This is a genomic window from Knoellia sp. AC549 (assembly GCF_979258975.1).
The window spans coordinates 2,361,641-2,384,690 of sequence record NZ_OZ409890.1; the positions used below are offsets into that span (position 1 = coordinate 2,361,641).

A 23,050-nucleotide genomic window follows, 5' to 3' on the forward strand; every position below is an offset into this window, starting at 1 on the left:
GGTACCCTTGTGCGGGTGACTCTCAGACTTTTCGACTCCCAGTCGCGCGCACTGCGTGACTTCGTCCCGCTGCAACCTGGTCGGGTCGGGATCTACATCTGTGGGCTCACCACGCAGGCTCCTCCCCACATCGGCCACGTCCGCTTCGCCGTCGCCTTCGACGTGCTCCGGCGCTGGCTCGTCCGAGGCCACGGCCTCGACGTGTCCCTGGTCCGCAACGTCACGGACCTCGACGACAAGATCCTGCGCAAGTCGGCCGAGTCCGGCGAGGACTGGTTCACGCTGTCCTACCGCAACGAGATCGCGACCTCCGAGGCACTCGGCCTGCTCGGGGTCCTTCCCCCGAGCTACGAGCCCCGCGCCATGGGTCACATCACCGAGATGGTCGAGCTGATCGAGCTGCTCATCGACAGGGGCCATGCGTATGCCGCGGAAGACGGCTCGGGCGACGTCTACTTCGACGTCCGGTCGTGGCCGGCATACGGAGAGGTGACGAACCAGAAGATCGAGGACATGGCGGCTGCGGAGGACGCCGACCCGCGAGGCAAGCGCGACCCGCGCGACTTCGCCCTCTGGAAGGGTCGCAAGGAGGACGAGCCCGCGTCCGCGAGCTGGCCCACGCCGTGGGGGCGCGGTCGTCCCGGTTGGCACCTCGAGTGCTCCGCGATGGCCCGCAAGTACCTCGGGGACGCCTTCGACATCCACGGTGGCGGTGTCGACCTGCGCTTCCCGCACCACGAGAACGAGCAGGCCCAGTCGCGCGCCGCCGGACTGGCGTTCACCTCACTGTGGATGCACAACGCCTGGGTGACGATCAGTGGCGAGAAGATGAGCAAGTCGCTCGGCAACAGCCTGCTGGTCCACGAGGTCACCAAGAAGGCCCGCCCGCTCGCGGTCCGCTACTACCTCACCGCCGCCCACTACCGGTCGATGATCGAGTTCCACGAGGGCTCCCTCGCCGAGGCAGAGGCCGCCGTCGAGCGCATCGAAGGGTTCCTCCGTCGCGCGCTCGGTCCTGACGGCGCCGTCGCGCCGACCGGTGACGAGGTACTGCCCCCGGAGTTCGTCGAGGCCATGGACGACGATCTCGCGGTGTCCGGCGCCCTGGCCGCGGTCCACGACACCGTGACCCGGGGCAACACCGCCCTCGACGACGGCGAGAACGACACGGCACGCGACCTCGCCGGGCTCGTCATCGCGATGACGGACATCCTCGGGGTGAACCCGCTGGACCCGGCGTGGTCGGGTGCGGACAGCTCGTCGAGCGACGCGCAGTCCGCCCTCGAGGCGCTCGTGAGCGAGCGCCTGGCGGCACGCACCGCGGCTCGCTCGGCCCGTGACTATGCGACATCCGATGCCATCCGCGACCAGCTCGTCGCGGCCGGCATCACGATCGAGGACACACCGACCGGCGCCCGCTGGTCGTTGACCCGTGGACGAGGAGAGTAGCCGTGGCAGGCAACAGCCAGCGACGAGGGGCCATCCGCAAGGGTGGCAAGAAGACGCCCACCGTCGGGTCAGGCGGTCAGCGGCGCAGGGGGCTCGAGCCCAAGGGAGCGACCCCGCGCGCGGAGGACCGGACCTATCACAAGGCCCACAAGGTGGCCAAGGCCGGCGAGCGGCGCTCCGGCGGGCGCCCGACCGGTGGCCGCAAGGCCAAGGCATCGAGCGAGGTCGTGGCCGGGCGCAACTCCGTGCTCGAGGCCCTGCGCAACGACGTGCCCGTCACCACGATGTATGTCGCGGGGCGCATCGACAGCGACGACCGGGTGCGTGAGGCCCTCAAGATCGCCACCGAGCGGAGCCTCCCGATCCTCGAGACGCCGCGCGGCGAGCTCGACCGGATCACCGACGGCGCCGTCCACCAGGGTCTGGCGCTGCAGGTGCCTCCCTACGAGTACGCCCACCCGAGCGACCTCGTCGACCCCGAGATGCCCGGCATCCCGCTCGTCGTCGCGCTCGACGGGATCACCGACCCGCGCAACCTTGGAGCGATCGTCCGCTCCGTCGCGGCCTTCGGCGGTCACGGTGTCGTGGTGCCTGCACGTCGCTCGGTCGGGATGACGGCGTCGGCGTGGAAGACGTCGGCCGGCGCGGCGGCTCGCATCCCGGTGGCCCAGTGCACCAACCTGACCCGGGCACTGGAGGACTACCGCAAGGCGGGGTTCTTCATCATCGGCCTCGACATGGACGGGGATGTGGAGCTGCCCGACCTCGAGCTGGCCAACGAGCCGATCGTCATCGTGGTGGGCTCGGAGGGCAAGGGCCTGTCCCGTCTGGTGCGCGAGACCTGCGACCAGATCGTGTCGGTGCCCATGTCATCGGCCGTCGAGTCGCTCAACGCCGGCATCGCCACGGGTGTGGCCCTGTACGAAGTCTCGCGGCGCCGCCGTCGTCGCTGATCAGGGCCCAGAACGCCGGGCTCGAACTCGTTTTTCCTCCGTGCGTCCACCGGCCGTGTCGGGTGAGTTGTGCCACGATTGCCGCAGTCGGTTTCCCGACCAGGGGGCTCAACCCTGATGACGCACAGTGAGAGGGACGCATACATGTCTGACTACGGAAACACCCCGCCGCCCCCGCCGCCCGGTGGTGGCAGCGGCGGTGGCTCGACGCCCCCGCCCCCGCCCAGCGGTGGTGGCTATGACGGTGGCTCGTACGGCGCCCCGCCGCCCCCCGCCGGTGGATACGGAGGCGCGCCTGCCGGCCCGCCGCCCAGCAACAACCTGGTCCTCGCGATCATCAGCCTCCTGTGCTGCTGGCCGATCGGCATCCCCGCCGTCGTCTTCGCCGCGCAGGTCAACGGCAAGTGGAACGGTGGCGACCAGGCCGGCGCCCTCGAGTCCGCGGCCAAGGCGAAGAAGTTCGCGACGATCGCTCTCGTCCTGGGCGTCATCGCGACGATCATCTACATCGCGCTGATCGCAACTGGAGTGATGAGCGCCGACTCGTCGAGCATGTGATCCCGACGTCCCAGACGCAGATCCCGACGTCCCCGCCCACCGACAGCTCGGTCGGGCGGGGACGTCGCCTGCTCTGGCCGGCGGTGACTGCCGCCGGCGCCACCGGGTTCGTCCTCGTCGCGCACCTCGTCGACCCCAACCAGCCCGGCAACTATCCGACCTGCCCGTGGCTCGCCCTCACCGGGACGTTCTGCCCGGGATGCGGCACCCTGCGCGCCACCCACGCCCTGAGCGAGGGCAACCTCGTTGAGGCGCTGCAGCGCAACCCCCTGACAGTCGCGGCCTTCGTCGTGATGGTCCTCGGATTCGCCCGCTGGGCCCGACGCCAGTGGCGGGGTGAGCAGCGCATGACCGCTGCGCCGGCGTGGGTCCTCTACGGCTTCTTCTGGGTCATCATGGCCTTCTGGTTCGCCCGCAACCTTCCGGGCTGGACGTGGCTCTCGCCCGCGTGAGCCGTCGTGCTGAGCGAACTTCGTGGATCGCCCGCGAGCACGTCAGCGCCACCCTAGGGTGAGCCACGACGTCAACGAGGGAGACAGGGATGAGTGCAGCGCCGGGGTGGTACCCCCAGGGGGACGGTGGCCAGCGGTACTGGTCAGGCACGGAATGGACCGATCACCACGCGCCGGGGTCGGCCGCAGTGGTTCCGGCTGGGCAGTACCCGGGCGCGGTGACGCGGGTGGCCCCGAAGAACCCGGGACTGTCACTCCTCGGGTCGTTCTTCATCCCGGGGCTCGGACAGCTGATGAACGGCCACACCGGCAAGGGCATCGCCATGTTCCTCGGGTACGCCTTCAGCTTCCTTCTCATGTTCGTGCTCATCGGCTTCCTCACGGCGCCGGCCATCTGGATCTGGGGGATGGTCGACGCCTACCAGAGCGCGCAACGCTGGAACCTGCAGCGAGGCATCGTCAGCTGAGTTCCTCTCGAACGAACCACGAACGCCGCCCGCGATGATCTGCGGGCGGCGTTCGCTGTCGATGCGTGAGGTCAGGACTTCGGGACCTCGATGACGGTCGAGTGCACGACCTTGTCGGCGAGCGTCTGCTTGTTGTCGTCCCAGAGCATCCAGAGGTAGCTGAGGTAGAAGATCTGGTTGACGAGGCCGCCGAGCAGCTCTCGCAGGAACGACTGCAGGGCGCCGATCGGCTGGCCGGTGGACTCATGGATGAGCTTGAGGCCCGTGACCTTCTTGCCCACGCTCTGCCCGGTGCGGCCCATCTTGAAGATGCGGTTCCAGATCTGGATCCCGATCATCAGCAGGACGCCGAGGAAGATGAGGATGCCTCCGGTTGCCGCGAGGCCACCGTCCCCGGTGCCGTCGATCGTGTAGCCCAGCTCATCCGTGTCAGGTGCGGCCATGACGAGGAGGACGGCACCGATGATGATCGGGATGAGGCCGATGAGCGAGAGCAGCCCGTCGATGATGAGGGCCAGGGCACGTTTGCCGAAGCCAGCCACAGGCCCGAAGTGCTGCTCGACGTAGGCCTTGGACCCAGGGAACGCCTGCCCCCCACCTCCGTAGGGGTTGACCTGGGGAGCCGACTGGTAGGGAGACGCTGCTGCGCCGCCATACGGGTTCGCGTGCGGTGCCGGCGCGCCATGGGGCGGCTGCGGCTGCGCCTGCGGCGGCTGCGCCTGCGGCGGCGGAGGTGGCGGCTGGTTCGGGTCGAAAGGCTCGGACATGGGGCTCCCCTGAAGTGCGTGCACGGACGCCACGATCCTAGGGGCGCGGCCCGTCGACGATGACCGGCATCTCGACCGTGTCGACACCGACGACCGAGACCTCGTCAGGCTTCGTCGGGAGGATCGACCCGACGTAGTCCTCGATGGCCCGCTCGATCGCGACGTCGTGCTGCTCGCGCTCGGCCATGTACCAGCGGTGCTCGAGGACCTCGTGGAAGAGCTCGGCCGGCTCGAGCTTGCCGGAGAAGCTCGCGTGGCACCCGCCGGGTGATGGGCTCGTAGATCCGGGTGAGCCAGTCGTGGGCGACGATCTCCTCGTCATCGTTCTGGCGCTCGGTGCCCGCGCGATAGCTGTCGAGGTCGTTGAGCAGGCGCCGGGCCTGGCCCTCGCCGACGTCAAGGCCGGTGAGCCGCAGCAGACGTCGCGAATGGTGGCCCGCATCGACGACCTTGGGCTGGATGCTGATGGAGGTGCCGTCGATGTCGGTCGTGATCGCCAGCTCGTCGACGTCGAACCCGAGGGCGTTGAGCCGACGGATGCGCTCCTCGACGCGCCAGCGCTCACCGGTGTCGAACTCCTCGGTCTCGGTGAGCTCGACCCACAGCTCCTCGTAGCGCGTGACGATCCGGTTGGAGATCGCGACCGGGTCGACGCTCTCGTCGAGGAGCTCGCCCGCCTGGAGGTCCATGAGCTCACCGGCGATGTTGACGCGGGCGATGTCGAGGTCGTGCGCCCGTTGGCCCGCGCTGAGCTTGGGGAACAGCTCGCCCGTCTCGGCGTCGACGAGGTAGGCCGCGAAGCTGCCGGCATCGCGCCGGAACAGGGTGTTGGACAGCGACACGTCACCCCACCAGAACCCCATGAGGTGCAGCCGGACGAGCAGCACGGCCAGGGCGTCGATGAGGCGGGTCTCCGTGCCGGGCCGCAGCCCCTGGCTGAAGAGCGCCCGATAGGGCAGCGAGAACTTGAGGTGGCGGGTGAGCAGGCAGGCGTCGAGCGGGTTGCCCTGGGTGTCGACCCGTCCGCTCACGATCCCGAAGGGCTCCACCGAGGGCTGGTCGAGGCGACGGAGGTTGCGCAGCATGGCGTACTCGCGGCGGGCGATGTCCTCCTTGATCTCCTTGACGGCGAGCACCCGGCCCGAGAGACGGACGAAGCGCACGACGTGGCGGGAGATGCCGCGGGGGAGAGCGGCGAGGTGGTGCTCCGGCCAGTCCTCCAGCGGAGTCGACCAGGGGAGGTCGAGCAGGGCGGGGTCGGGTCGGGCGGTCGTGATCTGGAGAGCCAAGGACTACCTCCGACGCGTGAACACGGCAACGGCTGGAACAGGGGACTGAAACGCCTCGGGGGTGCCAAGCACGCGGCATACGCAGCGCTCTTGGCACCCCCGAAGGCGGTGGTGCGTCGTCAGTGGCTCAGACGAGCCCCGGACTCGGCGTTGAAGATGTGCATGTGGCTCGCGTTGGGCTGGACCCAGATCTTGTCGCCCTTGAGGGGCACGCGGCGACCGTCGACGCGGGCGATGAACGGCTTGGGGAGCGCGTCCTCGCCGCCCTCGAGGCGGATGCCCTCGTCGGACGGCGTGCCGTAGACGTAGGCGTCGGCGCCGAGCTCCTCGACGACGTCGATCGTGATCTCGAGGCCCTGGCCCTCGGTGGTGACCTCGACGTCCTCGGGGCGAACTCCGACGATCGCGTTGGAGCCGACGCCCTGGAGGGACTCGCGGGGGACCTGCAGGGTGTGCGAGCCGAACTTCACGCCACCGTCGGTGACGGGGACGCTGATGAGGTTCATGGCGGGGGAGCCGATGAAGCCGGCGACGAAGACGTTGGCCGGGGTGTCATACATCTCGCGCGGCGTCGCGACCTGCTGGAGGATGCCGTCCTTGAGCACCGCGATGCGGTCACCCATGGTCATGGCCTCCACCTGGTCGTGCGTCACGTAGACGGTGGTGACGCCCAGTCGCCGCTGGAGAGAGGCGATCTGGGTGCGCGTCTGGACGCGGAGCTTGGCGTCGAGGTTGGAGAGCGGCTCGTCCATGAGGAAGACCTGGGGGGAGCGGACGATGGCTCGTCCCATGGCGACGCGCTGACGCTGGCCACCGGAGAGGGCCTTCGGCTTGCGCTCGAGGTAGGCCTCGAGGTCGAGGATCTTGGCGGCCTCCTCGACGCGCTTGCGGATCTCGGCCTTGTCGACACCGGCGATCTTGAGCGCGAAGCCCATGTTGTCGGCGACCGACATGTGCGGGTAGAGCGCGTAGTTCTGGAAGACCATGGCGACGTCGCGGTCCTTGGGGGACAGGTTGGTGACGTCGCGGTCACCGATCCAGATCTTGCCGCCGTTGACCTCTTCGAGGCCGGCCAGCATGCGGAGTGCAGTCGACTTGCCGCTGCCCGAGGGGCCGACGAGGACGAGGAACTCGCCGTCCTGGACGTCGATGTTCAGTCGGTCGACCGAGGGGGTGTCGTTCCCGGGGTAGATGCGGGTGGACTCGTCGAACTTGACAGTTGCCATGGCGTCATTGCCTTCCTTCACCGGCAGGAACGTGCCGGACGATCCGTTGTAAAGGGCCTACCCGCTCACGTCGGTGTCAGCGGTGGGGCAAGCATGCCGTATGCCGTCACTCCTGTCACGCGGCGTCTCGCGACCGGGCAATCGCGTTGCTCTGGCGCGGGCACGCGTGGACCACTACCGTCGGCACATGAGGATCTCCGATGTCGTGAAACGCAAGGGAGACACCGTCATCACGGTGCGCTCCGACGCCAGTGTCGCCGACCTCCTCGACCTCCTCGCCGAGCATCGCATCGGCGCAGTCGTCGTGAGTGACGACGGCCGGGCCGTCGACGGGATCGTCAGCGAGCGTGACGTCGTGCGGCATCTCCAACAGGTCGGTGCAGACGTGCTGACGCAGCAGGTGTCGTCGATCATGACGAGCGAGGTGCAGACCTGCACCCCCGAGGACGAGCTTGTCGACCTGGAGCACACGATGACGGAGCACCGCATCCGCCACGTCCCGGTCGTCATCGACGGCCGTCTGGCCGCCATCGTGAGCATCGGTGACGTCGTCAAGCACCGGATCACCGACCTCCAGGCCGAGCGTGACCAGCTGAGCGCCTACATCCAGCAGTAGTCGTCACCCCGTGCCGCGACGCAACCGGGTCGACCCCTGGGGGGACCTGGTCGCGCACCCGGCCCGCGGGATGTTCACCGGCAACCGTGGGTGCGTCGTCGACGAGCACGAGGACGTCGTCCGTCACCACGGGACCAACCTGGCGTGGATCACCTGTGCGCTGGAGTTCAAGGGCCGGCGGGTGGGGTTGGCGCGACCCCGTCGTTGGACACCGCTCTTCTTCCTCGACGAGGCGGTGGCCCTGGCTGCGGGTCACCGGCCGTGTGGTGAGTGCCGACGCGAGGCGTATGCCGCGTATCGCGACGGTGTCTCCGCGGCCGTGGGTGCCCACCGGGCGTTGACCGCAACGGAGCTCCACCGGCGGCTGGCCGACGAGAGGCTGCGCCCGGGCCGTGGGCTCGACCGCGCGGACGACCGCAGGCTGTGGCGCGCCACCCTCGGCGAGCTGCCCGTCGGGACGGTCGTCCTCGATGCGCAGCGGCGGCCGTGCCTGTGGGTCGGCTCTGCGCTGCGTCCCTTCGGTTTCGACGGGTGGGGCGAGCCGATGCCCGTCGGCAAGGGCCCGGTGGACGTGCTCACTCCTCCGACGTCGGTGGCGGCCATGACTCACGGCTTCGAGCCGGTCCTGCATCCCAGCGCCTCCGCCTGACGCCCCACCTCAGAGGACGTGGCGGGCGGGCGCCGAGGTCGACTTCCGACAGGCCACGACCGAGTCACATCAGTCCCACCAGTCACATTCCAATCGCGCCCCCTTCGGTGGTTCGGACAGGTCTCATCCAGCCACACGGCATACCGTGTCTGTCATGACTGCCGAAATCCTTGACGACTCGGGTGGGAGGGACGCACTGCCCGAGCACGCGCTGCTCGGCTCCTACCGTCTCGTCCAGCGGCTCGGCGAGGGCGGCATGGGCGTGGTCCACCTCGGGCTCGACCGGCAGGGCAAGGCCGTCGCCATCAAGGTCCTGCGACCGCACGTCGCGCACGACCCCGCCGCGCGGGCTCGGCTGAGCCGCGAGGTCGAGACGCTGAGGCGCATCCGCAGCCCCCGCGTCGCTCCGGTCATCGACGCCGACGTCGACGGGGAGCGGCCCTTCATCGTCACCCGCTATGTGCCGGGCCCTCCGCTGGACGATGTCGTGGGCGTGCACGGACCGATGGGCCCCGACGACCTGCACCGGCTCGGGCGAGGCCTCGCCGAGGCGCTCGACGTCATCCACGCGAGTGACGTCATCCACCGTGACCTCAAGCCGGGCAACGTCCTCATCGTCGACGGTGACCCGGTCGTCATCGACTTCGGCATCGCGCACGTCGCCGACGACATCCGTCTCACCCTGACCGGTCTCGTCATGGGCACGCCCGGCTACCTCGCGCCCGAGGTCGTCGAGGGCGCACCCGTCTCGACCGCCACCGACTGGTGGGGCTGGGCCGCCACCCTTGCGTATGCCGCGTCCGGCCGACCGCCCTTCGGGCGTGGACCGATGGACGCCGTCCTCACCCGGGTGACCACCGGAGAGCCCGACCTCGAGGGGGTCGACAAGCGCATCGCGCCGCTCCTGTATGCCGCCCTGGCACCCGTCCCGGGCGAGCGCCCGCACCAGCGCGAGGTCGTCGAGGCGCTCGAGCGATATGCCCATGGCGGGCTCGTCACCGACGTCATCAAGGCACGCCGCCCGACTCCTCCCACGCAGTCGTTGGGGGTGGCAAGAACGGCCGCACTTCCGTTGTCCCGCACGCAGATCCAGCCCACGATTCCACCTGTGGCTCGGGCGATCGCGCCGTCGATCGCGCCCCCCGTGGCAGCTCCCATGGCACCCTCGGTGGCGCCGGAACGACAGCTGGAGCACCCGGCATACCCACCGCCGGAGCCCGGACAGAACGACTGGGACGCCGCGCGCGAGGGTCAGCCACAGACCGACCCGCGCATCGGTCGGCCGAGCCGCAGCGGCACGGTCGCGGCGCTGCTCGCGGTGCTCGTCGCCACCGCGGCCACCGCGCCGATGGTCGCGGCGCTCGGGCTGCTCCTGTGGATCGTGCTGGCCCGCACCGCCGACCGCTCGGTCACCTCGCTCATCCTGCGACGGCACGACAAGGGGCGGCGGCGCAGCGACATCCCGGTGGCGGTCGTGGCCGGTCCGTGGCACCTGCTGCTCGGGGTGGTGGGTTCGCTCTTCGGTGCGATCATGCCGGGCCTCATCGCCGTCTCGGGTGTGTTCTGCGCGGCGCTGGCCCTCGTGGCGGTGCAGGGGAGTGGCTCACCCCAGCCCGACGCGCCGGGACCGCTCGCCTTCGGTGGGCTGCTCGCGGGACTCATGGCCTGGTGGGGTCCGGGTGGCGCAGGCCTGCGCCGCGGCACCCGCAGCCTCGTCCGCGGCGCGAGCCCCGGCCCGAGTGGCGCCCGGGTCCTCGTGCTGCTGCTGCTCGTCGCTGCGGTCGCAGTGGCGGCCGCGGGTGTCGTCGCGGGTGAGCCGTCGTGGTGGCCGACCGGGACGCCTTGGGCCGATCGGCTGAGCCTGCCGTGAGCGACGCGGACCGCCCCCGTCGGCCATGGCGCCTGCAGGGTGGCCCGCCGACCGAACCCATGCCGCTCGTCGACCTCCTGCGTCGCACCCCCTATCGCAACGCCAGGGTCGCCATCGAGGGGGCCGAGGAGGCCCGGGTTCGTGAGGCGCTCGACCTCGCCGTGCGGCTCGGCGAGCTCATGCTGCGCTCGGGTGGCGGCGCCCCGCAGGTCGAGGGATCGGTCGCGGCCGTGTGCGCGGCCGCCGGTCTCAACAGCGTCGAGATCGACATCACCCTGCAGTCCCTGCTCGTGCACGCCCACGTCGATGCGGTGCACGCGGTGACCGAGCTGCGCGTGGTGCGGTCCACCCGCCACGACTATGCGCGGCTCGTGGCGGTGCACGAGCTGGTGGACGCGTTCGTCAGTGGGCACATCGAGCTCCCCGAGGCTGTCGAACAGCTGCGCGACATCAAGCGGGCGCGACGCACCTGGCCCGACTGGGCGGTGACGAGTGCGAATGCCGGACTCGCTGCGGCGGTCGCCGTGATGATCGGCGCGAGCCTCTTCACCGCTGGCATCACGGTTCTCGTCGTGCTCGCCGTGTCGGCGGTGTCGAGGGTGATGAAGCCGCTGCATCTGCCTGACTTCTACTCCAACGCGATCAGCGCCTTCGTCGCCACCGCCCTGGCGTGGGTGGCCTATGCCTTGGGTGCGCAGGGCTGGATTCCGTTGGGAGGCAATGACTTTGCCTTCATCGTTGCCGGCGGCATCGTCGCGTTGCTTCCGGGGCGGACGATGGCTTCCGCGGTCGAGGACGTCATCTCGGGGTATGCCGTGACCGGTGCGGGCCGCCTCCTCGCCGTCCTGGTGTCGCTGACCGGGATCATCATCGGCGTCGCGGTGGCGCTGGGGATGACGATCCGGCTCACCGAGGCGCTGTCGTTCACCTTCGTCTCGCCCACAGTCCTCGACCTCCGCACGACCCAGGCGGAGTGGTGGGCCTCGATCGTCGGGGCCTTCGTGGTGGGTGCGTGTGGGTCGGTGACGATGCAGACCCTGCGTCGGCTCGTGCTGCCCACGGCCACCCTCGCAGTGGCAGCCGGGAGTGTGTATGCCGTCCTCACCCGAGTCGTCGACGTCGGTGCGGTCACGTCGACGGGGCTCGCGGCGATGGCGCTGGGACTGGTGGGCCGGCTCGTCGCCCTTCGGCTCGGCGCGCCGGCGATGGCGGTCGTCGTCCCGGCGAGCTTTGGGTTGCTGCCCGGTCTGACCATCTTCCGAGGCCTCTATCAGCTCGTGGGTCAGGAGTCGGCCACCATCGGGCCGCTGTCCTCCCAGGCAGGTTTCGTCACGCTGCTCGGTGCCGCGGGTGTGCTGCTCGCGATCGCCACCGGGACCACCCTCGGCGAGATCATCGCCTCGCCGTGGGACAGGCGGCTGGCGCGAGCGCGTCGACGCGCACGCGTGTGACATCTCGTGGGGGTAGATGTTTCACAGACTTGTGAATATCCGTGATCTTCTTGTGACCTTTGCCGGTCGCCGGTACGGTCGGGGCTTGGCCGATCCCCTGTCCGGTCACCCCCCACCGCAAGGACCCCTGCCGATGTTCTACAGCCCGAAGCACGCTGCCCCGAAGTCCTCACCCGTCCGACGCCGCCTGCTCGGTGTCGCCGTCACCTCTGCCGCGGCCGTCGGTGGAGCCACGACCATGGCCCAGCCAGCGACCGCGGCCGGGACGGTGTGGGATCGCGTCGCCGCCTGCGAGAGTGGCGGCAACTGGTCTATCAACACGGGCAACGGCTACTACGGCGGGCTGCAGTTCTCCTACAGCACGTGGAAGGGCTTCGGCGGTCAGCGCTACGCCACCACCGCGAATCGCGCGACGAAGGCGCAGCAGATCGAGATCGCCCAGAAGACGCTCAAGGTCCAGGGCCCAGGCGCGTGGCCGGTCTGCAGCAAGCGTGCCGGCCTGACCCGCGCCAACGGGGCCGCAGCAGCATCGGCGCCGGCGCCGACCGCGGTCTCGCGCGCCGCTGCCCGACCGGGCAAGCTCGTCGTCGACGGCAAGAAGGGCCCGGCCACCCGCAGGGCGATCGAGCGCTGGGTGGGCGGCTCGGTCAATGCCAGTATCGGCAGGGCGGACACGCGCCTCCTCGAGAGGAAGGTGGGAGGGAGCGTCAACGGCTCCTTCAGCCGCACTGACGTGAAGAAGCTTCCAGGCCATCGTCGGCTCCCGGCAGGACGGCTCATGGGGTCCGAAGACCACGGCTGCCCTGCAGCGGCACCTCAACTCGCGCTGACCCACCGAGGTGGCGGAAGGGGCGGGCCCGGCGGTGCCGGGTCCGCCCTCCTCGTCGCCCGTGGGACACGCCGTTACGGTCTGCTTGCGTGACGCGTGGTGCGCAAGTTACAGTTGTGTAGTTCTGTGACAGCGTTGAAATTTGTGACTGATGTGACGTAGCGTCCTTTGTCGTCCCCTGACGCAAAGGACTTCGGTCATGCTGTTCGCCCCTGAGTTCCCCGCCCATCCGACTCGACGCCGGCCCCTACGCCGCGCAGTCGTCGGCACCGCGCTCCTCGCCACCACGGCGTCCGCCGCCGTCTTCGGGCTGGCGACCAGCGCCGGCGCGGCCGAGAACGTCTGGGACCGTGTGGCCGCCTGCGAGAGCGGTGGCAACTGGTCGATCAACACAGGGAACGGCTACTACGGCGGACTGCAGTTCTCCTACAGCACCTGGAAGGGCTTCGGGGGGCAGCGCTACGCGACGACCGCGAACCGGGCCACGAAGGCGCAGCAGATCCTGATCGCGCAGGAGGTCCTCAAGGTGCAGGGCCCCGGTGCCTGGCCGACGTGCAGCGTCCGCGCCGGGCTGACCCGAGCCAACGGGCTCGCCGTCCCCGTCTCGCGTGACACCACGCGCACCGTCTTCCCGCTGACCGTCGACGGACAGAAGGGTCCGAACACCCGCAGGGGCCTCGAGACCTGGGTCGGCGGATCGATCGACGCCTCCTGGTCGCGCGAGGACATCAGGAAGCTGCAGAACAAGGTCGGGTCCTCGCCCGACGGGTCACTCGGCCCGAAGACGACCAAGGCGCTCCAGGCCAAGGTCGGCGCCGTGCAGGACGGGTCCTGGGGTCCCAGGACCACCGCTGCGCTCCAGCGCTACCTCAACCGCATCTTCGACTGAGCTGCGTCGAACGGCGCGTCCTGCCCGGGCGTCAGCCTCCGGTGAGCCTCGAGGCCTCGGCGACGTAGTCGGCCTCGGCCTGCTCGCTCGAGGTCCCGGACAGCTTGGCCCACGCGTCGTACTTCGCACGACCGACCGGGTTGGTGAAGCCCGGACGTCTGCCGTCGGCGTCGCCGACCGTCGCCTGCTTGTAGAGCGCGTAGAGGCGCAGCTTGGTGTCGTTGCCGGGGTCCTCGGCGAGCTTCCCGACGGACGCGACAGCCTGCTCGAACTCAGTGCCAGCCATGCTGGTCAGCGTAGTCGTGGCGAGACCCTCGGATGTCGCACTAGGCCCGCGGAGGTCGCCGTTCCTCACCTCGAGAAGCTCCGCAGGGCGGCGTTCTCCCGCCGGAGGTCGGCGTTCTCGGCTTCGAGCTCGAGCATCTGGCCGATCCCGGCCAGGTTGAGACCGTCCTCCAACAGCTGGCTGATGCGTTGGAGACGGACGATGTCGTCCTCGCTGTAGCGGCGGGTGCCCCCGTCGGTGCGGTCAGGCTCGAGCAGGCCTCTGGCCTCATAGAGCCGCAGGTTCTGGGCACCCGTGCCCACCAGCTCGGCAGCCACCGAGATGCTGTAGACACCTTTGTCGCCGGCGACGCCTGAGTTCGGGTCGGCGGGCGGTCCCGAGCCCTTCGCCATTCCTGTCCTCCTGGGGTTGCGCTGAAATGCTGGCTGGTGCTATATAAAACCTATAGCGCACACCATAGATCCATCCGGGATCTGTGGCCCGTTCAAGGGCATCACGATTGTGTGGAGGTGATGACGATGTTGATGCGCACCGACCCGTTCCGTGACCTGGACCGCATGGCTCAGCAGGCCTTCGGCACCGTGGGGACGTTGGCCCGTCCCTCCGTCATGCCGATCGACGCGTGGCGCGAGGAGGACACCTTCGTCGTGGAGCTCGACCTTCCCGGGGTGACGCCGGAGAGCATCGACCTCGACGTCGAGCGCAACGTCCTCACGGTCAGGGCTGAGCGTCCCGGCACCGACGACAGCACGGAGCTGATCGCGGCCGAACGGCCCCGGGGAGTCTTCAGCCGGCAGCTGATCCTCGGCGACACGTTGGACACCGACCACATCCAGGCGGACTACAACCAGGGTGTGCTGCGGTTGAGGGTGCCCGTCGCCGAGAAGGCCAAGCCCCGCAAGATCGAGATCAACAGCAACGGCCACGAGCGTCAGGCCATCTCGGCCTGACGCGGGTGGGAGTTCCCGTGGCTGGCATGTGCACGGACGCACCGCTGGCGCCGTCGGTGAGCCCTCAGGAGATCGACGACTTCCTCGACGTCATCCTGGAGGATCCCGACCTGCTGGCGGCCGAGTTCCAGGCGATCATCGAGAACGCCTGGGGCGGGGGCCGGGTGGCCGCCGGACGACCCGTGCGACGTGTTCCTCGCGGGCGCGCTTCCTGGCATCCCGTCGCTCGCCGTCAGATCCCACGGCGCCGCGCCCCGGTGCACCGATCTCGGCCTCGGGTCCGCAGCCCTCCGGCAGACGGGTCGTCGGGCCGCCCCTTCAACAGGAGGGGCGGCCCGACGACCGCGTGACCGGGTGAGGCCTCAGGGGTACGGTCGGACGATGAGCCAAGAATTCGCCGAGGACGGCATCAGCACTCGGGCCGAGCTGCTCCCAGAGGAGCAAGCAGTCGGGAGTGATGACCCGGAAGCCCAGGCGCGGGCCATCCTGGCCGAGTCGGAGGATCGCACCGAGCATCCGGAGCGCACTCGGCGAGAGTCCACTCAGACCCCGAACTGAGAGCTCACGAGACCTCCAGAGCTGGCGAAGAGACTCGAACTCTCAACCACCTGTTTACAAGACAGGTGCGCTACCAATTGCGCCACGCCAGCGCACGTCGGCGAGCATTCGCCCCCGACGGCGACCCGCACTTTACCCGTCGCCGGCGGCCGGGCCCCCATCGTCACAGCCGGAAGCGGCGGGACCGACAGCCGACCGCACGGACGGGGGCGGACGGCATACCCCGTCTGTCACGGGTGTCACACGGTGACGCGGCCCTACGCCTTCACGGCAACGACCGGGCAGTCCGCGTTCAGCAGGATCCGTTGCGACTCGCTGCCGAGGAACAGCTTGCCCACGGGCGACCGGCGTCGCATGCCGATCACGATCAGGTCGGCGTCGTACTCGGCCGCCGCAGAGACCACCTCGTCGGCGGCGTCGAGACCGCGGACGGGCTGGCGCAGCTCCCAGACGAGATCAGCCTTCTCGACGGCCGCCCTCGCTGTGGCAAGGTCCGGCTCCTGGGCGTAGTGCTCGTCGACCACGGTGTCGCCACGGCTGGAGTTGATGACGACCAGGCGGGCCCGACGCATGGATGCTTCCTGGACTGCGTAGTCGAGGGCTGCTCGTCCTTCTGGTGTCGGCACGAAGCCCACGATGATGGTCATGATCTCTTCCTTGTCGGACTGGACTGCGGAGCTTGTCTGTTCGCGACGGGCCCACCGCTAGGACGGCGGACCCCGCAGGACGTCAGGCAAGCTCGGAGAGGATGGCGGCTCGCCGCTCGGTCTCCCGGGCGAAGACTGCCTCGGCAGCGGTAGCAACCTCGGCTGCCGCCGCTCTCGGCACGACGGCCACACCGTCGGCGTCGCCGATGATGTAGTCGCCCGGGGCGACGGCGACGCCGCCGACCGCGATGGTCTGGCCCAGGAAGCCGGGCCCGTGCTTGAAGGGACCGGCCGGGGTCACGCCGCGAGCGAAGACGGGCATCTCCATGCGCATGAGCATGTCGGCATCGCGAGCGGCACCGTCGAGGACGAAGCCGACGATTCCGTTGACCTTCGCACGGGCGCCGATCAACTCGCCGATGAGTGCCCTCGACTCGTCGCCCTGGCCGTTGATGACGAGGACGTCTCCGGGTCGGGCGAGCGCCAACGCCTCGTGGATCACCTTGTTGTCGCCCGCTCGCGTCCAGACGGTGAAGGCGGTTCCCACGAGGGTCCCGCCGGGCCAGATGCTCTGGATGCTGGAGTGGAGCAAACCCATCCGATCCATGGCGTCACCGACGTTGGCTGCGGGTAGGACGCGGAACCGGTCGAGCAGAGGGTCGTCGGTCGAGCTGTGAGGTACTGCGTCAGCGGTGCGGCCCATGGCGCTCATGGCGTCTCCTTCGGCGATGTGGGGTGGGCGGGACGGACAGGGCGGGGAGTGTGGGCTGCCAAGGTCACTTGGCGAGGACTGCCTCGATGACCGGGCGGGTGGAGTCCTCGCGCTGCTTCCAGGCCGAGGCGACCTCCGCCGAAGGGGTGAAGGCGGCGTTGACGGCCGAGTCCTTCATCTTCTGCTGGATGGCCGTGTCGGCCACAGCGGTCTGGACGGCCTTCTCGAGCACGGCCACCGTGGCGGCCGGCGTGCCAGCCGGGGCCGACAGGGTGAACAGGCTGGTCATCGTGTCCTGCGTGAACCCGAGGCTCTTCAGGGTCGGGACGTCGGGCATGAAGGGGCTCGCCTCGTCGTCGATGACGGCCAGGATGCGCAGGTCGCCCGACTTGTAGGGACCGAACACGCTGGACACGCCGCCGACGATGAAGTCGACCTGCTGGCCCACCAGGGCAGCGACCTTGTCCGCGCCGCTGTCGAAGTGGACGATGTTGTAGGTCACGCCCAGCGACTCCTGCAGGCGCACCAGGTTGATGTGGTCGTCGCCAGCGCGCGAGTCGGTAGCGGCGTTCAGCTTGCCGGGGTTCGCCTTGGCCGCGTCGAGGAGGCTCTGGAGGTCCTTGTGGGGGCTCTTGGCGTTCACCGCGATCACGACGGCGTTCGTCGCGAAGCTCGCGACCGGCGCGAAGCTCTCCCGGTTGAACGTCGCCTTCTTGCTGGGGTCCATGTATCGGCCCAGGACCGAGGGAAGGTTGGTGAAGCCGATGGTCAGCCCGTCAGGCTTGGCCTTCGCCAAGGCCGTGAGGCCGATGACCTGGCCGCCGCCCTCCTTGTTGACGACCTGGACGTTGGTGCCCAGCTCCTTCTCCAAGCGAGGCGCGAGGATCCGCGCAAGGATGTCGTTGCCGGCGCCGGCGGCCGACGGGACGATGATCTCGACCGTCTTGCCCTTGGGCGGGAAGGCTGCCGAGCTCGAAGCGGCGGGGGTCTGGCTGCTACCGCAGGCGGACAGGGTGAGGGCGATGGCTGCAGCCAGTGCGCCGGCCGTGAGGCGGGTGATCTTCATGACGGTCCTTGCTCCTTGTTGGGGTGTGTCCCTGTGTCAGCGGTGTTGCTGTCAGCGGATGGCGGGGAAGTGGTGAGGGTGGTGGTGCTCGGCTCGTCCGTCGGGTCGACGTTCGGGGCATCCGCAGGGGGAACTTGGTCAGGCGTGGCAGCGGGGGACGCGTCCCAGCGGGCGGCGAGGCGGCGACTGACCGCGGGGCGCACGACGCTGGCCAGGACGGCCACCACGCTGGCGATCAGCAGCGTGGTGTTGATCGGGCCGGTGTAGAGGATGCTGAAGTCGCCCTGCGAGAGGGACAGTGCCCGTTGGAAGTTGTCCTCGAGCATCGGGCCGAGGATGAGGGCTAGGACGAGTGGCGTCAGAGGGATGTCCACGAGCCGGAAGATGTAACCCAGCACGCCCGCCGCGACGAGCACGTAGATGTCGAAGACGTCGCCGTTGATGCTGTAGGACCCGATGAACATGAACGCGAGGATCGCGATCGTGAGGTAGGCGAACGGGGTCTTGAGGAGCTGGATCCACACCCGGGCGAACGGGACGTTGAGGACCAGCAGGATGAAGTTGCCCACGAGCAGGCTGGCGATGATCGTCCACGCCACGTCCGGATTGTCCCGGAAGAGAAGGGGGCCGGGGATGAGGCCGTTGACCGTGAAGGCGCTGGCCATGATGGCCACGGTGGCGGAGGTCGGGATGCCCAGGGTGAACAAGGGGATCAGTGACGACACGGCCAGGGCGTTGTTCGCTGCCTCCGGTCCCGCAACGCCCTCGATGGCGCCCTTCCCGAACCGCTCGGGCGTCTTGGAGACGCCCTTCTCTGCGGCGTAGGACGCCAGGGAGGTCGCCGCTCCGGGCGAGCCCGGCAGGAGGCCCATGAAGAAGCCGATGACGGACCCGCGCAGGATGGGTGCTCCGGACCGACGCACGTCGTCCCGTGTGGGCAGGAGCCGGTTGACCGACAAGAGGCGAGGTATGCCGTGCGGCCCCACCTGTGCGTGCGAGAGCAGCTCGGCCAGGCCGAAGCAGCCCATGACGACCGCGACAAGACCGATGCCGTCGAAGAGCTGGGGCAGGCCCCCGGTGAAGCGTTCGGTGCCGGTGCCCGGGTCGAGACCGACGGTGGCGATGGCCAGGCCAGCCGCTGCGCTGAGCAGGGCCTTGGGGATGGACGAGCCCACGAAGCTCGTCATCAGAGTCATCCCGAGGAGGGCCACCGCGAACAGCTCCGGCGGTCCGAACTCCAGAGCCAGGCGGCTGAAGGGAGCGACGAGCACGAAGCCCACGACGGCGATGGTGCCGCCGACGAACGAGGCGACGGCGGCCATGACGAGCGCTGGTCCACCTCGACCCTGTTTGGCCATCTGGTAGCCGTCGATGGCGGTCGCCACGGACGAGGCTTCCCCGGGAATGTTGAGCAGGACTGCGGTGGTGGTCCCCCCGTAGGCGGCGCCGTACAGGATCGCCGAGAGCGTGATCAGGGCGGTGGTGGCGTCGAGCCCGAAGGTGACGGGGATGAGGAGCGAGACGGCGGCCGCGGGACCGAACCCCGGCAGGACACCCACGAGCATCCCCATGATGCAGCCGAGGAGGGCGAACAACAGGTGGTGCGGGGTGAGGACGGCCAGGAATCCGGCGAAGAGGTCGGGGAAGGCCATGACTCAGACCCCGAACTGCTGCAGGAACGGGAACGGCGCCTGTGGGAGCGCGACGTTCAGCAGGCGGGAGAACCCCTCGCCGATGACGAAGGCCACGAGGAAGCCGACCAGAGCCGATCGCAGCCAGCTCCGGTGACCCACGACCTTCAGGACGACCGCCAGGTACAGACCGACCACGATGATGAAGCCCAACGAGTTGAGGAGGGCCGCTGCTGCGAGGGTGGACACGACGACCACCACCACCCGGATGAGCCCCTGCCGGTCGGGGAGCAGGTCCTCGGCACCGACGACGGCGGCAGCGCCGACGTCAGCGCCCCCATCAACCGGGTGCCCGTGGACCGTGGCGGGTCCCGCCGCCACCGCGCCGAGCTCGGCGCGCTGCCGGGCCAGGCCCGGCAGCTGCAGGACTCCCGACAAGGTCATCAGGGCCCCAGCCGCAGCGGGGAACGTCCCCGGCCCGATGCCGGTCGGGCTGGAGAGCCCGTATCGCGCGCCGGCGACGACGAGAAGCAGTCCGCCGACGACGGCAGCGATGCTGACGCTGCCCTCGAGGACGAGTGCGGTTCGTGCTGTGGGTGTAGCCATGACGTCCCACGCTCCTTTGCGCTGAGGGCGACTGCATGCAACTGTCCTGCGGTCCTGCGCAAGTTTGCAGGACTGCATGCTACGTTGTCAACACCTGTACGTTGCTGACCATCCGAGCTCCAATGAAAGAGTCACGATGACCCTCAAAGCTGCGCTGGCCTCCCTGGATCGCGAACTCACCGACAGTGAGCGAAAGGTCGTCAACGTTCTGCTGCTCGACGTGGAATCCGGTGCCGCCACTGCGGCGTCGGTCGCCAAGCGCGCCGGCACGCACGAGACGACCGTGATCCGCCTGGCGCGCAAGCTCGGGTACCGCGGGTACCCCGAGCTGCGGGAGAGCTTGCGGCAGAGGGGCGGAGAGCGGCCGGAGGCCGGCGAGCAGGTCATGCGCAGCTCGTCCGGGCCGGACCTGCGCAGCTTCATCGACGACGAGGTCCGGGCACTGCGCCGGGTGGCCGAGTTCATCTCCCAGGCCGACCTGGATGCTGCGGCACGGACGGTTCAGGGCGCCAACCGGGTCTACATCACCGGCAACAACGACTCACGCCCACTGCTCGCCCTCCTCGACCGACGGTTGCGGCGGCTCGGCCTCACCGTCGTGCCCATGATCGGGACGCCCAAGGACGTTGCCGAGCACTTCGTCGGGTTCGACGAGAACTCCGTGCTGGTCGCCTTCGTCCTGCAGCAGGCGCCGTCCTACCTGGGTCGGCTGATGGCCGAGGCGCAGCGGCTCGGGGGCAAGACCGTGATGATCGCCGACCTTCCGGGTTTCGCGTTCCGCCCCCAGCCGAACCATCTCCTCGCCGCACCGCGCGACGGCGACCCCGGCTATCACACGACCGTCGTGCCGACCCTGATCTGCTACGCCCTGCAGCTGGCGATCTACCACCTCGACGCCGACCAGAACCTGGCTGTGCGCCACCGCATCGAGGACCTGATCCGGCTCACCGGTGGACAGGACGAGATCGTCCTGAAGTCCCCCGGGCCGGCCTGAGCCGCCGACGCTCAGGGTCATCCCTGGGACTCGCCGAGGTCCGCCCGTGACACCCACCATGTGCAGGCCAACAGCGTCACCGCAGGTGCAACGAGCACGATGCCCACGCCGTAGCTCGCGGCCACCGAGCCCAGGCCCAGCGGGACCAGGGCCTGACCCAGCCTGTTGCCGCTGAGCCGCAGGCCCAGCGCTGTCGCACGCAGCTCGACCGGTGAGACCTGGGCGACCCAAGCCGCGGTCATCGGGGCCCCGACCCCCACGCCGAAGCCGAAGATCCCGATGAGGAGGGTCAGCTGCCAGACCTCGGTGGCCCACGCCATCGCGGACAGCGACAGGGAGGAGGCAAGCATGGTTCCCGCCAGGACCGCCCTGGTGCCGATGCGGCGGATCATCGGCGTCATCAGGAGGCGTGAGACCAGCGCGCACACTCCCCGCAAGGAGAGGAGTCCTCCGACGGTTGCCGGGGAGAGCCCTGCCTCCTCGCCGATGAGGGGCAGGTAGGCCATCAGCACGTCCAGGGCAATGAGCACCGCCACGCCGGACGAGAGCGCCGCCGGCATCCCGGGCCGGCCGGCGAGGTCGAGCATGAGGCGGGAGGACAGCTTGGTCGAACCCTTGCCCTGTCCGGGATCGGCAGGTGTGGCAGGAGCCATGGCGAGTGCGAGCGCCGTCGCGACCGCTGCGATCGCCGCTGCGGCGAGGAACGCCCCGGTCGTCGGGAACCGTTCGCTCGGCCACGCCATGGCGATGACCCAGCCCGCGATCGCGGGGCCCACGATCTGGCCCAGGGAGGCGGCGATGGCGTTGCGGGCGAACCGCTGCTGCCGATGGATCGGTGACGAGGCGTGGGCAGCCATGGCCTGGGCCGCGAGCAGCACCGCCACGTGGCTGATGCCGACCAGTGCCATCGACGCGGCGACCATGGCCAGGTTGGAGCTGAGCGCGCCGCCGATGGTGGCAACGGTCAGGGAGGCGCCACCGACGGTGATGCATGTCTTCGGGCCCGTGCGATCGATCCAGCGCCCGATGGGGACCGCGCCGATCACGGCGAGCGCGGACGACGCAGCCACGACGAGGGACACCCCTAGGACGCCTGCGCCCAGCTCGAGGGCTCGATAGGTCGCCGTGGGTCGGACCATGGACTGGGCGGCGACCGAGCACGCAAGCGCAGCCAGCACCAGGCGCTCGGTGCGCCACGCCCCGTTCTGCCGACCGATCATGTGGTGCCTTCCTCTGGAACCGGCAATAGTTGCAGAACATGGCACGATCTGCACCACACGACCGAGGACCGAGCCGGAGGCACCGTGACCGTTCGAACGGCGATCCAGAACTGCACCGCAACGCTGACACCGGCGGACCGGGCCATCGCCGATGTGCTGCTGTCCCGCCCGGGTGACGTCCAGGGCCTGACGGCTCGTCGACTGGGCGAGCTGCTCGGGTTCCATGAGTCAGCCGTCGTCCGCTTCTCCCAGAAGGTGGGGTATCGCGGCTACAAGGAGCTGCGCTCCCAGTTGACCCGAGACCAGACGGCGGTCGACGCGCCGAGTCTGGCAGGCAAGGGCCAGGGGTCATCCCTGAGCGACGTGACCCGGACGCAGGCCCGGATCCTGACCGAGCTGACCGAGACGATCAGTCAGGAGGCCCTCGACGCGGCGGCGTCGATGCTCGGGAGCGCCCGCCACGTCTACGTCGTCGGATGTGGGCTCATGGAGCCCCTGGTTGCCTTCAGCGAGCGCAAGCTCGCGCTGCTGGGGATGGCCACGACGGGTGTCCGGGTGTCCGGGTCGGACCTGGCCCAGCGCCTGTCCACGGTGCACGACGACGACGCGATCCTCGTCTTCGCCTTCGGTGAGGAGGCCGCACGGATCGCGCCACTGCTCGTCAGCCTCGGCGCACAGGCCCGCTCCATGCTGGTGACGGACGAGTCGGCTCTGGCTCTCCGGGACCTTCCCGACCACGTCCTCACCCTTCCCCGGGCCACCGTTCAGCACGGAGTGCTCGTGCCAGCCCTCGTCCTGGCGTATGCGTTGGAGTACGCGCTCATCCGGTACGACCCGTCCCGGGTCAGCGAGTCCGAGGCTCGCGTCCACGGGCTGAAGCGGTCGCTCCTTGAGCAAGGGTGAGTGACGGAGCCG

General features: G+C 69.5%; 26 protein-coding genes, 1 tRNA gene and 2 pseudogenes. 17 read left to right on the plus strand and 12 right to left on the minus strand.

Annotated elements, in window-relative coordinates:
- Positions 1–15: 15 nt before the first annotated feature.
- From cysS to ACZZ98_RS11550, 6 genes and pseudogenes are all read left to right on the plus strand, one after another.
- Positions 16–1,449: a cysteine--tRNA ligase gene (gene cysS, locus ACZZ98_RS11525; RefSeq protein WP_463516372.1), complete on the plus strand. Its 1,434-nt coding sequence runs from the start codon at positions 16–18 to the stop codon at positions 1,447–1,449.
- A gap of 2 nt (positions 1,450–1,451) precedes the next feature.
- Positions 1,452–2,402 carry a 23S rRNA (guanosine(2251)-2'-O)-methyltransferase RlmB gene (gene rlmB / locus ACZZ98_RS11530; protein ID WP_380087264.1) on the plus strand — a complete coding sequence of 317 codons (951 nt, stop codon included), beginning with the start codon at positions 1,452–1,454 and terminating at the stop codon, positions 2,400–2,402.
- Between the two features lie 144 nt (positions 2,403–2,546).
- Positions 2,547–2,960 carry a CD225/dispanin family protein gene (locus tag ACZZ98_RS11535; RefSeq protein WP_463516373.1) on the plus strand — a complete coding sequence of 138 codons (414 nt, stop codon included), beginning with the start codon at positions 2,547–2,549 and terminating at the stop codon, positions 2,958–2,960.
- Complete coding sequence (locus ACZZ98_RS11540) at positions 2,957–3,412, plus strand: DUF2752 domain-containing protein (RefSeq protein ID WP_463516374.1); 456 nt, start codon at positions 2,957–2,959, stop codon at positions 3,410–3,412. Before ACZZ98_RS11535 ends, ACZZ98_RS11540 begins: the two co-directional genes overlap by 4 nt.
- A gap of 89 nt (positions 3,413–3,501) precedes the next feature.
- Positions 3,502–3,588 (plus strand): annotated as a pseudogene (locus ACZZ98_RS11545) (DUF2510 domain-containing protein); the annotation flags it as partial.
- A gap of 42 nt (positions 3,589–3,630) precedes the next feature.
- Positions 3,631–3,879 carry a hypothetical protein gene (locus ACZZ98_RS11550; RefSeq protein ID WP_463517827.1) on the plus strand — a complete coding sequence of 83 codons (249 nt, stop codon included), beginning with the start codon at positions 3,631–3,633 and terminating at the stop codon, positions 3,877–3,879.
- 71 nt (positions 3,880–3,950) lie between these two features.
- On the opposite strand, the gene ACZZ98_RS11555 is transcribed toward ACZZ98_RS11550, so the two are convergent.
- The 3 genes and pseudogenes from ACZZ98_RS11555 to ACZZ98_RS11565 all read right to left on the minus strand — a co-directional run bounded on the left by ACZZ98_RS11555 (position 3,951) and on the right by ACZZ98_RS11565 (position 7,161).
- Complete coding sequence (locus ACZZ98_RS11555; protein WP_463516375.1) at positions 3,951–4,646, minus strand: RDD family protein; 696 nt, start codon at positions 4,644–4,646, stop codon at positions 3,951–3,953.
- Positions 4,647–4,683: 37 nt separating this feature from the next.
- A pseudogene (locus ACZZ98_RS11560) lies at positions 4,684–5,935 on the minus strand (DUF4032 domain-containing protein).
- Between the two features lie 119 nt (positions 5,936–6,054).
- Positions 6,055–7,161, minus strand: a complete 1,107-nt coding sequence (locus ACZZ98_RS11565; RefSeq protein WP_463516376.1) for an ABC transporter ATP-binding protein — start codon at positions 7,159–7,161, stop codon at positions 6,055–6,057.
- A gap of 187 nt (positions 7,162–7,348) precedes the next feature.
- On the opposite strand from ACZZ98_RS11565, the gene ACZZ98_RS11570 reads away from it, so the two are divergent.
- From ACZZ98_RS11570 to ACZZ98_RS11595, 6 genes are all read left to right on the plus strand, one after another.
- A complete protein-coding gene (locus ACZZ98_RS11570; RefSeq protein ID WP_380087276.1) occupies positions 7,349–7,777 on the plus strand; it encodes a CBS domain-containing protein in 429 nt (142 codons plus the stop codon).
- Between the two features lie 10 nt (positions 7,778–7,787).
- A complete protein-coding gene (locus ACZZ98_RS11575) occupies positions 7,788–8,426 on the plus strand; it encodes a hypothetical protein (RefSeq protein WP_463516377.1) in 639 nt (212 codons plus the stop codon).
- A gap of 154 nt (positions 8,427–8,580) precedes the next feature.
- Positions 8,581–10,296: a serine/threonine-protein kinase gene (locus ACZZ98_RS11580; protein ID WP_463516378.1), complete on the plus strand. Its 1,716-nt coding sequence runs from the start codon at positions 8,581–8,583 to the stop codon at positions 10,294–10,296.
- Positions 10,293–11,747, plus strand: a complete 1,455-nt coding sequence (locus tag ACZZ98_RS11585) for a threonine/serine exporter family protein (RefSeq protein WP_463516379.1) — start codon at positions 10,293–10,295, stop codon at positions 11,745–11,747. The genes ACZZ98_RS11580 and ACZZ98_RS11585 overlap by 4 nt, the downstream gene beginning before the upstream one ends.
- Positions 11,748–11,832: 85 nt before the next feature.
- Positions 11,833–12,669, plus strand: coding sequence for a transglycosylase family protein (locus tag ACZZ98_RS11590; RefSeq protein WP_463516380.1), 837 nt, complete (start codon positions 11,833–11,835; stop codon positions 12,667–12,669).
- 106 nt (positions 12,670–12,775) lie between these two features.
- The gene (locus ACZZ98_RS11595; protein WP_463516381.1) at positions 12,776–13,465 is read left to right on the plus strand and encodes a transglycosylase family protein; all 690 of its coding nucleotides are present in this window, start codon (positions 12,776–12,778) and stop codon (positions 13,463–13,465) included.
- A 31-nt stretch (positions 13,466–13,496) separates the two neighbouring features.
- Here ACZZ98_RS11595 and ACZZ98_RS11600 read toward each other — a convergent pair whose 3' ends face one another.
- Entirely contained in the window at positions 13,497–13,751 is a 255-nt protein-coding gene (locus tag ACZZ98_RS11600) for an acyl-CoA-binding protein (RefSeq protein ID WP_463516382.1), read from the minus strand.
- A 65-nt stretch (positions 13,752–13,816) separates the two neighbouring features.
- Positions 13,817–14,143, minus strand: coding sequence for a MerR family transcriptional regulator (locus ACZZ98_RS11605; protein ID WP_463516384.1), 327 nt, complete (start codon positions 14,141–14,143; stop codon positions 13,817–13,819).
- 126 nt (positions 14,144–14,269) lie between these two features.
- Between ACZZ98_RS11605 and ACZZ98_RS11610 the strand changes: the two genes are divergently transcribed.
- From ACZZ98_RS11610 to ACZZ98_RS11620, 3 genes are read left to right on the plus strand one after another with little or no spacing between them, the layout of a single operon-like run.
- A complete protein-coding gene (locus tag ACZZ98_RS11610) occupies positions 14,270–14,701 on the plus strand; it encodes an Hsp20/alpha crystallin family protein (RefSeq protein ID WP_463516385.1) in 432 nt (143 codons plus the stop codon).
- 26 nt (positions 14,702–14,727) lie between these two features.
- Positions 14,728–15,051 carry a hypothetical protein gene (locus tag ACZZ98_RS11615; protein WP_463516386.1) on the plus strand — a complete coding sequence of 108 codons (324 nt, stop codon included), beginning with the start codon at positions 14,728–14,730 and terminating at the stop codon, positions 15,049–15,051.
- Between the two features lie 31 nt (positions 15,052–15,082).
- The gene (locus ACZZ98_RS11620) at positions 15,083–15,259 is read left to right on the plus strand and encodes a hypothetical protein (protein WP_463516387.1); all 177 of its coding nucleotides are present in this window, start codon (positions 15,083–15,085) and stop codon (positions 15,257–15,259) included.
- 19 nt (positions 15,260–15,278) lie between these two features.
- Here ACZZ98_RS11620 and ACZZ98_RS11625 read toward each other — a convergent pair.
- The 6 genes from ACZZ98_RS11625 to ACZZ98_RS11650 form a co-directional block, all read right to left on the minus strand.
- Positions 15,279–15,351 (minus strand) — tRNA-Thr (locus tag ACZZ98_RS11625).
- A 165-nt stretch (positions 15,352–15,516) separates the two neighbouring features.
- A complete protein-coding gene (locus ACZZ98_RS11630) occupies positions 15,517–15,906 on the minus strand; it encodes a universal stress protein (RefSeq protein ID WP_463516388.1) in 390 nt (129 codons plus the stop codon).
- 82 nt (positions 15,907–15,988) lie between these two features.
- The gene (locus ACZZ98_RS11635) at positions 15,989–16,609 is read right to left on the minus strand and encodes an RraA family protein (RefSeq protein ID WP_463517769.1); all 621 of its coding nucleotides are present in this window, start codon (positions 16,607–16,609) and stop codon (positions 15,989–15,991) included.
- Positions 16,610–16,682: 73 nt separating this feature from the next.
- Positions 16,683–17,684 carry a tripartite tricarboxylate transporter substrate binding protein gene (locus tag ACZZ98_RS11640; protein ID WP_463516389.1) on the minus strand — a complete coding sequence of 334 codons (1,002 nt, stop codon included), beginning with the start codon at positions 17,682–17,684 and terminating at the stop codon, positions 16,683–16,685.
- Entirely contained in the window at positions 17,681–19,336 is a 1,656-nt protein-coding gene (locus tag ACZZ98_RS11645; RefSeq protein WP_463516390.1) for a tripartite tricarboxylate transporter permease, read from the minus strand. Before ACZZ98_RS11645 ends, ACZZ98_RS11640 begins: the two co-directional genes overlap by 4 nt.
- Before the next feature lie 3 nt (positions 19,337–19,339).
- On the minus strand, positions 19,340–19,921 hold the full coding sequence (locus ACZZ98_RS11650) for a tripartite tricarboxylate transporter TctB family protein (RefSeq protein ID WP_463516391.1): 582 nt from the start codon (positions 19,919–19,921) through the stop codon (positions 19,340–19,342).
- Positions 19,922–20,057: 136 nt separating this feature from the next.
- On the opposite strand from ACZZ98_RS11650, the gene ACZZ98_RS11655 reads away from it, so the two are divergent.
- On the plus strand, positions 20,058–20,915 hold the full coding sequence (locus tag ACZZ98_RS11655; RefSeq protein ID WP_463516392.1) for a MurR/RpiR family transcriptional regulator: 858 nt from the start codon (positions 20,058–20,060) through the stop codon (positions 20,913–20,915).
- A 17-nt stretch (positions 20,916–20,932) separates the two neighbouring features.
- Here ACZZ98_RS11655 and ACZZ98_RS11660 read toward each other — a convergent pair whose 3' ends face one another.
- The gene (locus ACZZ98_RS11660) at positions 20,933–22,135 is read right to left on the minus strand and encodes an MFS transporter (protein ID WP_463516393.1); all 1,203 of its coding nucleotides are present in this window, start codon (positions 22,133–22,135) and stop codon (positions 20,933–20,935) included.
- A gap of 84 nt (positions 22,136–22,219) precedes the next feature.
- On the opposite strand from ACZZ98_RS11660, the gene ACZZ98_RS11665 reads away from it, so the two are divergent.
- A complete protein-coding gene (locus ACZZ98_RS11665) occupies positions 22,220–23,038 on the plus strand; it encodes a MurR/RpiR family transcriptional regulator (protein WP_463516394.1) in 819 nt (272 codons plus the stop codon).
- Positions 23,039–23,050: the final 12 nt, after the last annotated feature.